The organism is Microbacterium hydrocarbonoxydans, from assembly GCF_000956475.1.
Classification (GTDB): domain Bacteria; phylum Actinomycetota; class Actinomycetes; order Actinomycetales; family Microbacteriaceae; genus Microbacterium; species Microbacterium hydrocarbonoxydans_A.
In genome coordinates this window covers 100,143-112,499 of sequence record NZ_JYJB01000004.1, presented here as the reverse complement: position 1 = coordinate 112,499, position 12,357 = coordinate 100,143, and the positions used below count along the sequence as shown (strand labels likewise).

Annotated in this window: 11 protein-coding genes; 3 read left to right on the top strand and 8 right to left on the bottom strand. The window is 67.6% G+C overall.

What is annotated here, in order from left to right:
• Positions 1–37 precede the first annotated feature (37 nt).
• The 8 genes from RS84_RS01755 to RS84_RS01720 all read right to left on the bottom strand — a co-directional run bounded on the left by RS84_RS01755 (position 38) and on the right by RS84_RS01720 (position 9,416).
• The gene (locus RS84_RS01755) at positions 38–1,153 is read right to left on the bottom strand and encodes an adenosine deaminase (RefSeq protein WP_045256035.1); all 1,116 of its coding nucleotides are present in this window, start codon (positions 1,151–1,153) and stop codon (positions 38–40) included.
• 49 nt (positions 1,154–1,202) lie between these two features.
• Complete coding sequence (locus RS84_RS01750) at positions 1,203–2,513, bottom strand: thymidine phosphorylase (RefSeq protein ID WP_045256034.1); 1,311 nt, start codon at positions 2,511–2,513, stop codon at positions 1,203–1,205.
• Positions 2,513–2,911, bottom strand: a complete 399-nt coding sequence (locus RS84_RS01745) for a cytidine deaminase (protein ID WP_045256033.1) — start codon at positions 2,909–2,911, stop codon at positions 2,513–2,515. Before RS84_RS01745 ends, RS84_RS01750 begins: the two co-directional genes overlap by 1 nt.
• A gap of 11 nt (positions 2,912–2,922) precedes the next feature.
• Positions 2,923–4,197: an ABC transporter permease gene (locus RS84_RS01740; protein WP_045256032.1), complete on the bottom strand. Its 1,275-nt coding sequence runs from the start codon at positions 4,195–4,197 to the stop codon at positions 2,923–2,925.
• Positions 4,194–5,453: an ABC transporter permease gene (locus RS84_RS01735; protein ID WP_045256031.1), complete on the bottom strand. Its 1,260-nt coding sequence runs from the start codon at positions 5,451–5,453 to the stop codon at positions 4,194–4,196. The genes RS84_RS01740 and RS84_RS01735 overlap by 4 nt, the downstream gene beginning before the upstream one ends.
• Positions 5,450–6,967, bottom strand: coding sequence for an ABC transporter ATP-binding protein (locus tag RS84_RS01730; protein WP_045256030.1), 1,518 nt, complete (start codon positions 6,965–6,967; stop codon positions 5,450–5,452). The genes RS84_RS01735 and RS84_RS01730 overlap by 4 nt, the downstream gene beginning before the upstream one ends.
• 102 nt (positions 6,968–7,069) lie before the next feature.
• Complete coding sequence (locus RS84_RS01725; RefSeq protein WP_045256029.1) at positions 7,070–8,152, bottom strand: BMP family lipoprotein; 1,083 nt, start codon at positions 8,150–8,152, stop codon at positions 7,070–7,072.
• Between the two features lie 148 nt (positions 8,153–8,300).
• The gene (locus RS84_RS01720) at positions 8,301–9,416 is read right to left on the bottom strand and encodes a mannose-1-phosphate guanylyltransferase (RefSeq protein WP_152641726.1); all 1,116 of its coding nucleotides are present in this window, start codon (positions 9,414–9,416) and stop codon (positions 8,301–8,303) included.
• A 215-nt stretch (positions 9,417–9,631) separates the two neighbouring features.
• Between RS84_RS01720 and sdhC the strand changes: the two genes are divergently transcribed.
• The 3 genes from sdhC to sdhA are packed head-to-tail and all read left to right on the top strand — an operon-like array spanning position 9,632 to position 12,356.
• Positions 9,632–10,066 (top strand): succinate dehydrogenase, cytochrome b556 subunit, encoded by a 435-nt coding sequence (sdhC, locus tag RS84_RS01715; RefSeq protein ID WP_192628033.1) that lies wholly within the window; start codon positions 9,632–9,634, stop codon positions 10,064–10,066.
• Positions 10,066–10,512, top strand: a complete 447-nt coding sequence (locus tag RS84_RS01710) for a succinate dehydrogenase hydrophobic membrane anchor subunit (protein WP_045256028.1) — start codon at positions 10,066–10,068, stop codon at positions 10,510–10,512. The genes sdhC and RS84_RS01710 overlap by 1 nt, the downstream gene beginning before the upstream one ends.
• 17 nt (positions 10,513–10,529) lie before the next feature.
• Complete coding sequence (gene sdhA, locus RS84_RS01705; RefSeq protein WP_045256027.1) at positions 10,530–12,356, top strand: succinate dehydrogenase flavoprotein subunit; 1,827 nt, start codon at positions 10,530–10,532, stop codon at positions 12,354–12,356.
• Position 12,357 lies beyond the last annotated feature (1 nt).

The following is a 12,357-nucleotide window of genomic DNA, read 5'->3' as shown; positions in this document are numbered from 1 at the left end:
CGGCCTTCCGCCGTCGCCTCCCCCCGGTCGCCACGGCTTAGACGTCGAAGCCTTCGGCGATGATCTCGACCAGCTCCTCGCGCTCCTCGACCGGCAGGAAGGCTGCGGCCGCCGCGTTGAACTGGAAGGTCTCGAGGTCATCGAGGTCGTATTCGAACGCCTCGACGAGGAGCGCGAGCTCGCGCGTGAGCGAGGTGGCACTCATGGTGCGGTTGTCGACGTTCACTGTGACCGCGAAGCCGAGCTGGTAGAGCAGATCGAACGGGTGGTCAGCGAGCGTCTTGCCCCACTTGGCGATCGCTCCGGTCTGCAGGTTCGACGAGGGCGACAGCTCGAGCGGGATCTCCCGGTCGCGCACCCAGCGAGCGAGGTCGCCGAACCGCACCTGCACCTCGTCGCCCTCCTCCGTGATCACCTCGAGGTCTTCGGCGATCCGCACGCCGTGGCCGAGGCGCAGGGCGCGGCCGTCGATCAGCGCGGAGCGGATCGACGCCAGCCCCGCGGCTTCGCCCGCGTGCACGGTCACCGGGAAGAAGTTCTCGGCGAGATAGTCGAACGCCGCGCGGTGGTTCGAGGCGGGGAAGCCGTCTTCGGCACCCGCGATGTCGAATCCCACGGCGCCGCGGCCTCGGAAGGAGACCGCCAGCTCGGCGATCTCGCGAGAGCGATCCGCGTGGCGCATCGCGGTGATCAGCTGGCCGACGCGGATGCTGCTGCCTGAGCGATCCGCGGCGTCTTCGCCCTCTTCGATCCCCTGCTGGACGGCGTCGACGGCCTGCTCGAGAGTCAGGCCGCGACCGAGGTGCTGCTCCGGCGCCCAGCGCACCTCGCCGTAGATCACGCCGTCCGCTGCGAGATCTTCCACGAACTCTCGCGCGACCCGCGTGAGACCCTCGCGGGTCTGCATGACGGCCGTCGTGAGATCGAAGGTCTTGAGGTACTCGACGAGCGAGCCCGAATCGCTCTGGGTGGCGAACCACGTGCCGAGCGCGGCCGGGTCCTGCTCGGGCACGTCGAGACCGATGGCATCGGCCAGCTCGATGATCGTGGACGGGCGAAGCGCGCCGTCGAGGTGGTCGTGCAGCGACACCTTCGGAAGGCTGCGCAGCGACGCACCCTGGATGGTGACGTCGCCGCTCTGGTCGATCGACATGGGATTCCTCTCGGTCGCGGGTTCGCTCAGTTCAGGCTAGCGGTCGGGCTCACGCCGTGATGCGCTCGCGCACGATCGGGCCGCGTTCGAACCCGGTCGCCGAACCCGTCGCCGCATCCCCGATGGCCCACGATCCCTCGAGCGCCTCGAGCGCGCGCGGGAAGCGGGCCTCATCCGCCGCAGACAGCGTGAACAAGGGCTGACCGGCGACCACGCGGTCTCCCGGCTTCGCGTGCAGGTCGATGCCCGCTTCGAAGATCACCGGATCCTCGGCGCGGGCGCGTCCCGCTCCGAGCCGCCATGCGGCGATGCCGAACGGCAGCGCCTCCATGCGTGTGACGACGCCGTCGTTCGGTGCGGTGACGATGTGCGTCTCGCGGGCGGTGGGCAGCGGAGCATCCGGGTCCCCGTCCTGCGCGCGGATCATCGCCTTCCAGCTGTCCATCGCACGGCCGTCGTCCAGCGCCTTCTCGACGTCGGCATCGGGCTGACCGGCCAGCGCCAGCATCTCTCGGGCGAGCGCGATCGTGAGCTCCCGGACGTCTGCCGGGCCCCCGCCGGCCAGGACCTCCACCGACTCGCGGACCTCGTTGGCATTGCCGATCGCGAGTCCGAGAGGCACGTTCATGTCGGTGAGCAGCGCGGTCGTCGCAACGCCGGAGTCGGTGCCGAGGGCGACCATGGTGCGGGCGAGCTCGCGGGCGCGATCGATGTCCTGCATGAAGGCGCCCGAGCCGAACTTCACATCGAGCACGAGCGCATCGGTGCCCTCGGCGATCTTCTTCGACATGATGCTCGACGCGATCAGCGGGATCGCCTCGACCGTGCCCGTGACGTCACGCAGGGCGTACAGCTTCTTGTCGGCCGGAGCGAGCCCGGAGCCGGCGGCGCAGATGACTGCTCCGACATCCGACTGCATCTGGGCGAACATCTCCTCGTTGCTGAGCGCCGCGCGCCAGCCGGGGATCGACTCGAGCTTGTCGAGCGTGCCGCCCGTGTGACCCAGGCCCCGGCCGGACAGCTGGGGCACCGCGACCCCGAACACGGCCACGAGGGGTGCGAGTGGCAGCGTGATCTTGTCTCCCACGCCGCCTGTGGAGTGCTTGTCGACGGTCTTCTTGCCCAGGCTCGCGAAGCTCATCCGCTCCCCCGACGCGATCATGGCGTCCGTGAGCACGCGGATCTCGTCTCGTTGCATGCCGCGCTGGAACACGGCCATCGCGAACGACGCCATCTGGGCGTCGGAGACGTAGCCGCGGGTGTACGCGTCGACCATCCAGCGCAGCGCCGGCTCGGGCACGACCCCGCCGTCGCGCTTCGCGCGGATGACGTCAACGGCGTCGAAGGGCTCAACAGACATCAGCGAACATCCTCAAGGTCACGGGGGCCGAACGCATCCGGCAGTACTTCATCGATCGTCCGGATGCCGGAGACGGTCTCCAGGAGCATCCCGGGGGTGGCGTGCTCGAACAGGAGCTGACGGCAGCGGCCGCACGGCATGATCGTCTCGCCGTCGTTGTTCACACACACGAAGGCGACCAGCTTGCCGCCGCCGGACATGTGCAGATCGCCGACCAGCGCACACTCGGCGCACAGGGTCACGCCGTACGACGCGTTCTCGACGTTGCATCCGGCCACCATGCGGCCGTCGTCCACGAGGGCGGCTGCGCCGACCCGATAGCGCGAGTACGGTGCGTACGCCTTCGTCATCGCGTCGGTGGCAACCTGACGCAGCTCATCCCAGTCGATGTCGGTCATCTCTCTCACTCCTAGGACTTGATGTACGGTTCGCCGTCAGCCGCCGGCGGACGAGAGCGCCCGACGAGACCGGCCACCGCGAAGATCGTGACGACGTACGGAAGCATCAGCATGAACTGGCTCGGCACGGGCGACCCGATGACGCTGAGCACGCCCTGCAGGTTGGTCGCGAACCCGAACAGCAGCGCTGCGAGCGTCGCCTTGATCGGGTCCCACTTGCCGAAGATCACGGCGGCGAGCGCGATGAAGCCGGCACCCGCCGTCATCTCCGGGTTGAACCGCGGCACCGAGACCAGGGTGTAGAACGCACCGCCCATCCCGGCGATCGCACCCGCGATCAGCACGTTCATGTAGCGGGTGCGGGCGACGTTGATGCCCACTGTGTCGGCTGCCTGCGGATGCTCGCCGACCGCGCGCATGCGCAGCCCCCAGCGGGTGCGGTACATGCCGTACCAGACCACGAAGACGACGACGTACATGAGGTACACGACGATGGTCTGCGTGAACAGGATCGGCCCGATGATCGGGATCTCGCTGAGGAGCGGGATCGGCAGCTTCGGGAAGGGCGTGACGGTGTTCAGCGTGGCCTGGTTCGGCGCGAGCACCTGCCGGAACAGGAACGTCGTCACGCCGATCACGAGAACGTTCAGCACGACGCCGACGATGACCTGATCGACGTGATAGGTGATCGCGAAGACGCCGAGGACCAGCGCGACCAGGACGCCGGCGACCATGGCGGCGACGAGGCCCGCCCACGGCGTGCCGGTCGCCGAGCCGACGATCGCGGCGGTGAACGCGCCGGCCAGCAGCTGCGCTTCGATCGCGATGTTGACGACACCGGCGCGCTCGCCGATCACACCGCCCAGAGCGCCGAAGATCAACGGCGTCGCGAGCGCCAGCGCCCCGCTGAGGAGTCCGATCATCGGCAGCGTGCCCTTGCTGCCGGCCGCGGCCCAGGCGAGGAAGCCGATGATCAGCGCCGCGGCGAAGATGGCGGTGAGCCACAGCGGCACCGTGCGACGCGTGGCGGCCAGCCACCAGGCGATGGCGGTGACGGCTGCGGCGACGAACACCGCGACCCACGCCGTCGCCGTGCCCGGCACGACGACGTTCGGCAGCGCGAGGATCTCGCCACCGGCCGTGAGGCGGAACGTCGAATCCCCTGGGCGCGGCACGAAGAGCGGCAGAAGAGCGAACAGCACGGTGACGACCGTGAAGATGACCGGCGTCTTCCACGAGACGACGGCGACGGTGCGGGGCTCTGCGTCGAGAGTCACAGCGGTCATGCCGCCACCTCCTTCTTCGCGGCGCGACGCTGTCGGCGAGTCGCGACGCCCGGCTGCGGCAGCCCGAACATCGCCCGCACGAGCGGCGGAGCGGCGATGAACAGCACGATCAGCGACTGCACGACCAGGACGATCTCGATCGGGACGCCCTGCGACGCCTGCATCGTGAAACCTCCGGTCTTGAACGCCCCGAAGAGGAGACCGGCCCACAGGATGCCGAGTGGACGCGAGCGTCCGAGGAGGGCGACCGTGATCGCGTCGAAGCCGATCCCGGCATCGATGCCACCGCTGAAGCCCTTCGGCTCGGTGCCGAGCACCTGGCTCACGCCGGCGAGACCGACCAGCGCACCGGCGATGAGCATGACGGTGAAGTACATGCGTCCGACCGAGATGCCCGCGGTGCGGGCCGCGGCGGGATTCTCGCCCACCGCACGGAACCGGAAGCCCAGGCTCGAGCGCTCCAGCAACCACCACGTGATCGCGACGGCGACCAGCGCCAGGAGGAACCCGAGGTGCAGCTTGTACATCGGCCCGAGGATCAGCGGGAACACGGCGGACTCCGCCATGGGCGCGGTCTTCGGGTTGTTGGATCCCGGCGCCTGCAGCAGGCCCTGAGTAGCCAGCATCCACGCCAGGAGGTAGAACGCGATGTGGTTGAGCATGATCGTGACGATCACCTCATGTGCGCCGGTGCGCGCCTTGAGCAGCCCTGCGATGCCGGCCCAGATCGCACCAGCGACGATGCCGGCGACGAGCGCGGCGATCAGGTGCAGCGGGAACGGCAGCTCCCAGGCGGTGGCGACGTATCCGGCGGCGGCAGCGGCCATCAGCATCTGCCCCTGGCCGCCGATGTTGAACAGGCCGGCGCGGAACGCAAGTCCCACGCCGAGGCCTGCGGCGATCAGCGGCGTCGCGAACTTCAGCGTCTCGGTCAGAGGGCGAATGCCGATCGCGAACGAGTCGGCGTTGAAGTTGTAGATCGAACCGCGGAACAGAGCCGAGTACGCTCCCCCGACGGCGCTCCCGATCGCGCTGAAAGTGTCCATGGGCGCCGCGAAGAAGTAGCCGGCCGCGGCCTGCACTGCAGGGTCGGTCAGGGCGATCATCAGGGAGCCGACGACGATGGCCACGAGCACCGCGAGAACCGACACGAGCGCGTTGCCGTTCACGATCTCGGTGAGCGCTCTCCGCCACTTCGAGGGCTTCGGCGCCTTCGGCGCGATCTCGGTCGCCGGCTGAGTCTGAGCGGCGGTCATGCCTGTGCTCCTTCGTTCACGGCGGCGCCCGCCATCATCAGTCCGAGCACGTCACGCGGTGTGTCGCCCGGGACGATGCCCACGATGCGGCCCCGATACATCACCAGGATGCGATCGGCAAGGGCCGCGACCTCGTCGAGCTCGGTCGAGATCACGATCACGGGCACTCCGGCGTCGCGGGTCTCGATCACGCGCTTGTGGATGAACTCGATGGAGCCGACGTCGACCCCTCGGGTCGGCTGGGCGGCGACGAACAGCGAGAGCTCGCGGCTCAGTTCGCGCGCCAGCACGATCTTCTGCTGGTTGCCGCCGGAGAGGCGGCCGGCCGCCTGAGTCGGCCCCTGTGTGCGGATGTCGAACTCTGCGATCTTCGCCTTCGCGAACTCATCACGGGCCCTCAGCTGCAGAGCGCCGTTCTTGACGAACGGAGCGCCGTTCGATCGATCGAGCATCAGGTTCTCGGCGATCGAGAACTCCTTGACGAGGCCGTCTACACCCCGATCCTCCGGGACGAAGCCGACACCGGCATCCAGGATCTGCCGCACACTGCGTCCGACGAGCTCCTGGCCGTTCAGGCGGACGCTGCCGCGCACCTTCTCCTGGAGGCCGAGCAGAGCCTCGGTGAGCTCGGTCTGGCCGTTGCCCTGGACCCCGGCGATCGCGAGCACTTCGCCGCCGCGCACCTCGAACGAGGCCTCGTCGACGAGAACCGCGCCCGCCGCATCCGTGACCGTGAGGTTCTCGACCACAAGGGAGTTGCTGCGCAGCCTGGGGGCGTCCTTGTGCACCGTGAGCTCGACCGCCCGGCCCACCATGAGCGACGCGAGCTCGGTGTTCGACGCCGTCGGAGACGCCTCGCCGACGACCTTGCCGAGGCGGATCACAGTGATGCGATCGGCCACCTCGCGGACCTCGCGCAGCTTGTGCGTGATGAAGACGATCGCCGTGCCGCGCTCGCGCAGCTGACGCATCGTCGCCATCAGCTCATCGGTCTCCTGAGGGGTGAGCACGGCCGTGGGCTCGTCGAAGACGAGGATGCTGGCGTCGCGAGCCAGCGCCTTGATGATCTCGACGCGCTGCTGCACGCCGACGGGGAGGTCTTCCACCACCGCATCCGGGTCGACGTCGAATCCGAAGCGATCGGAGATGTCCTTCACCTGCCGGCGTGCGGCGGCGATATCGAGGCGGCCTCCGGCGGTGGTCTTCTCGTGACCCAGCATCACGTTCTCGGCGACGGTGAAGACGGGCACGAGCATGAAGTGCTGGTGCACCATGCCGATCCCGGCCTTCATCGCGTCGCCGGGGCCCGCGAAGTGCTGGACGACGTCGTCGATGAGGATCTGCCCCTCGTCGGCCTGGTACAGGCCGTAGAGCACGTTCATCAGAGTCGACTTCCCGGCGCCGTTCTCGCCCAGAAGGCAGTGGATCTCTCCGGGTTGGACGACCAGATCGATGTGGTCGTTGGCAGTCAGCGCGCCAAACCTCTTCGTTATCCCGCGCAGCTCGAGCTTCATGTGTCCGATCCTATTCATGCCGTCGTCGCCGTGCGCAGGGATCGCCCGCGCAGACGACAGCGGGGAGACCGACTGGGCCGGCCTCCCCGTTGTTGCTTGCTGTTACTCGCTCAGGTAGGACTTGACGGTGATCTTGCCGTCGACGATGTCCTGCTTGATCGCGTCGACCTTCTTGACCAGTTCCGCGTCGACCTTGCTCTCGAAGTTGTGCAGCGGGGCGATGCCCACGCCCTCGTTGTCGAGCGTGCCGATGTAGGCGTCGCCGCTGAAGCTGTCATCGGCGCTCGCCATGACCGCCTCGTAAGTGGAGAGGTCCATGGCCTTGAGCACCGAGGTGAGCACGTAGTCCGCCGTGGTCGGGTCGGTGTTGAACAGGTCGGCGTCGGCGCCGATCAGCGCGATGTCCTTGCCGGAGTCCTTGATGGCCTGCAGGCCGGACTGGTAGATCGGGCCGCCGACCGGGAAGAGCACGTCGACACCCTGGTCGATGATGTTCTGCGCCGTGGTCTTGGCGTCCTGGTTGGCCTCGAAGCCGCCCGTGAAGGAACCGGTCGATCCGTCCCACCCGACGACCTCGACGGCGGTGCCGTTCTCGGTGTTGTAGTAGTCGACGCCCTGCTTGAAGCCGTCCATGAAGATCGTCACGGTCGGGAACTCCATGCCGCCGTAGGTGCCGACCTTCGCGGTCTTGGAGTAGCCGGCCGACAGGTAGCCCGCGAGGAACGCGGCCTGCGCCGTGTCGTAGAGCAGCGGCTTGACGTTGTCGGGCTTGCTGTCGCCACCTGCGTCGTCGACGAGGATGAAGTCGGTGTCGGGGTTGGCCGTAGCGGCGTCGACCGTCGCCTGCGACAGTGCGAAGCCGACGGCGACGATCGCGTTGCAGCCCTCGGACACCATGTTGTCGATGTTGGGGGCGTACTCCGTCTCGGCGTTCGACTCGGCCTTCTTCAGCGTGGCGCCGAGTTCATCGGCCGCCTTCTGCGCGCCTTCGTACGAGAGCTGGTTGAACGACTTGTCGTCGAAGCCGCCCGCGTCGGAGACGATGCACGGGGTGAAATCGGAGGCGGCGGATCCGCCCGAGCCGCCCGGCTTGTCGGTGGGCGCCTGGCCGCAGCCGGCGAGTGCGAAGACGACGCTGGCGGCGACTGCCGCGCCGAGAAGCTTCTTGGTGGTGGAGATGGTCAACTCATGCCTCCCTCAACGATCCCGCGGCCCTCGCGGATCGCTCAAAGTTACCTAGTGTTTCGACGTTTGGGCATATCCAGTTCGCGCGCGCAGACGAATGGTTACAAAGCCGAGATCAATCCAGCAGATGAGCATGCAAGGGTGCTCATCAGAGCACGTCGCCACGCCCGGTGAGCTTGAGCGACTCGACGACGCCCTTCACGCGCTGCGCGTGCTCGACGGTCGTGACCAGCAGGGCATCGGGCGTGTCGACCACCACGATGTCCTGCACGCCGACGAGGCTGATCACGCGGCTGGTCTGGCTCACGAGGATGCCGCTCGCGGCATCCGACAGCACGCGCGCGTTCGGTCCGAGCACGGCGAGGTCGTTCTTGCGGCCGTTGGTGATGAGCTTGGTCAGCGAGGCGAAGTCCCCCACGTCGTCCCAGTCGAAGTGGCCCGGCACGACCGCGAGGCGCCCTCGCTTGGCCGCGGGCTCGGCCACCGCGTAGTCGATCGCGATCTTCTTGAGGCGAGGCCAGATCCGGTCGACGGCGGGCCCTCGCTGGTCGCGGTCGTCCCACGCCTCGGCGAGCTCGAGGAGGCCCGCGTGCAGCTCGGGCTCGTTCGCAGCGAGCTCGTCGAGCAGCACGCTCGCCCTGGCGATGAACATACCGGCGTTCCACAGGTAGCTGCGATCGGCGACGTACGCCTTCGCCGTCTCGAGGTCGGGCTTCTCGACGAAGCTCTCCACCAGCGACGCCTCGCGAGCCGCCTCGACGACGAGCTCCTCCCCCTGCTTGATGTACCCGAAGCCGATGGCCGGCTCGGTCGGCGTGATGCCGATCGTGCAGATGTACCCCTGGCGGGCGACCTCCACGGCATCCCGCACCGCGAACTCGAACACGCGGGTTCCCCGGATCACGTGATCGGCGCTGAACGAGCCGATGATCACATCAGGGTCGCGGCGGTGCAGGATCGCCGCGGCGAGCCCGATGGCGGCGGCCGACTCGCGCGGTTCCGATTCGAGGAAGACGTTGAGGTCGGGGATGCCGGGGAGCTGCTCCTCGACCGCGGCGCGGTGCGCGCGCCCTGTGACGACGGCGATCCGATCGTGCCCTGCGAGCGGCTCGAGCCGGTCCCACGTGTCGCGCAGCAGCGAGTGGCCGGAGCCGGTGAGATCGTGCAGGAACTTCGGCGCATCGGCCCTCGACAGGGGCCAGAGCCGACTGCCGATGCCGCCGGCGGGGATCACTGCGTAGAAGTCCTTGATCGGTTGAGTCACCTGGCCAGAGTACCCGCAGCCCATCATGTCCTCAGGCTCTCGACACCATGCAGAAAACCTCTCGACGTCGAGATACTTAGGGTGTCCTTCGTCGCTCCCAGCGAGCTGACAGGAATAGGATGGACGACGATCGGCCGTGCCTGTTGTCTTCTCAGGCTCACACTTGGACCACGCAGTGCACGCGACCGAGTCACATCGATCCAGGGAGGACGACCGTGTCCACAAGCGCTCGCTTGACACCGTCGATTTCGGAAACCACGTCCAAGTCCCCGCGCGGAACCCTGTACCGGGGTCGCGAAGGCATGTGGTCGTGGGTGCTTCACCGCATCACCGGAGTCGCCATCTTCTTCTTCCTATTGGTGCACGTGCTCGACACGGCACTGATCAGGGTGTCGCCCGAGGCGTACAACGCCGTGATCGGCACATATAAGAACCCGATCATGGCGCTGGGCGAGGTCGTGCTGGTCGCGGGCATCGTGTTCCACGCGATGAACGGACTGCGAATCATCGCCGTCGACTTCTGGTCGAAGGGCGCGAAGTACCAGCGCCAGCTCTTCTGGGGCGTGCTGCTGGTCTGGGGCATCATCATGGCCGGCTTCGTGCCGCGTCACCTGATGCTCGCGTTCGCCGGATTCGGAGGGGGTCACTGATGACCGCTCAGACCGTCGCCGCGCCCGCCCGCCGTCAGCGGCGCTTCAACCTGGAGATGTGGGGGTGGGCCTTCATGCGCCTCTCCGGCGTGCTCCTCGTGATCCTCATCTTCGGCCACCTGTTCATCAACCTGATGGTCGGCGAAGGCATCCACGCCCTCGACTTCGCGTTCATCGCCGGCAAGTTCGCCACTCCGTTCTGGCAGTGGTGGGACGTGCTGATGCTGTGGCTCGCCCTGATCCACGGCGCCAACGGCATGCGCACCATCGTGAACGACTACGTCACGAACAGCACGGCGCGCAAGGTCCTCATCTGGGCTCTGGGTCTCGCCGCGGGCCTGCTCATCCTCCTCGGCACCCTGGTGGTCTTCACGTTCGACCCGTGCCTCGGAGTCACCGAGTCGAGCACGCTGTGGGACACCTGCCAGGCCGTGGCCAACCGATAGAAGAAGGCATACGAAAAGTGACTACTGAGGCGCAGGAGTCCGTCGTCCGCGACGGCGTGCACTACCACCAGTTCGACATCGTGATCGTCGGCGCCGGCGGCGCCGGCATGCGCGCGGCCATCGAGGCCGGCCCGGGAGCCCGGACCGCGGTGATCTCCAAGCTCTACCCGACCCGCTCGCACACGGGCGCAGCGCAGGGCGGCATGGCCGCGGCGCTCGCCAACGTCGAGGAGGACAGCTGGGAGTGGCACACCTTCGACACCGTCAAGGGCGGCGACTACCTCGTCGACCAGGATGCTGCGGAGATCCTCGCGAAGGAGGCCATCGACGCTGTCATCGACCTCGAGAACATGGGTCTCCCCTTCAACCGCACCCCCGAGGGCAAGATCGATCAGCGCCGGTTCGGCGGCCACACCGCGGAGCACGGCAAGACTCCGGTGCGACGCGCCTGCTACGCCGCCGACCGCACGGGCCACATGATCCTGCAGACGCTTTTCCAGAACTGCGTGAAGCTGGGCATCAACTTCTTCAACGAGTTCTACGTGCTCGATCTGATCACGGTGAAGGATGCCGACGGCAAGACCCAGATCGCCGGCGTCGTCGCCTACGACCTCTCCACCGGCGAGCTGCACGTCTTCCAGTCCAAGGCCGTCATCTTCGCGACCGGCGGCTTCGGCAAGATCTTCAAGACCACCTCCAACGCGCACACCCTCACGGGTGACGGCGTCGGCATCGTGTGGCGCAAGGGACTCCCCCTCGAGGACCTCGAGTTCTTCCAGTTCCACCCGACCGGTCTCGCCGGCCTCGGCATCCTGCTCACCGAGGGCGCCCGCGGTGAGGGCGCCATCCTGCGCAACGCGTCGGGCGAGCGGTTCATGGAGCGCTACGCCCCGACCATCAAGGACCTCGCCCCGCGCGACATCGTCGCCCGGTGCATGGTGCAGGAGGTCGCGGAGGGCCGCGGCGCAGGTCCTCACAAGGACTACGTGCTGCTGGACTGCACGCACCTGGGCGCAGAGGTCCTCGAGACCAAGCTCCCCGACATCACCGAGTTCGCCCGCACCTACCTCGGCGTCGACCCCGTGGTCGAGCCGGTGCCCGTGATGCCCACGGCTCACTACGCCATGGGCGGCATCCCGACCAACAACAACGCCGAGGTCCTCGCCGACAACACCACTGTCGTGCCTGGTCTCTACGCCGCCGGCGAGTGCGCGTGCGTCTCGGTGCACGGCGCCAACCGCCTCGGCACGAACTCCCTTCTCGACATCAACGTGTTCGGCAAGCGCGCAGGACGCCAGGCGGTCGAGTACGTCAAGACCGCCGACTTCGTCCCGCTCCCCGAGAACCCGGCCGGCTTCGTGTCCGGGATGCTCGAGGGTCTGCGCAACAACCAGGGCACCGAGCGCATCGCCGTGCTTCGCAAGACGCTGCAGGACGAGATGGACAAGGGCGCGCAGGTGTTCCGCACCCACGACTCGCTCGAGCACGTGCTCGGTGTCATCAAGGACCTCCGGGACCGCTACCGCAACGTCCATGTCGACGACAAGGGCCACCGGTTCAACACCGACCTGCTCGAGGCCGTCGAGCTGGGCTTCCTGCTCGACATCGCGGAGGTCGTCGTCTATGCCGCACAGAACCGCCAGGAGAGCCGCGGCGGCCACATGCGCGACGACTTCCCGAAGCGCGACGACGAGAACTACATGAAGCACACCATGGCGTATCTGACGGGTGACCCGCACTCGTCGACGCCGAGCGATCACATCAAGCTGGACTGGAAGCCGGTCGTGTTCACCAAGAACGAGCAAGGCGAGCTGAACTACCCGCCGCTGGAGAGGAAGTACTGAC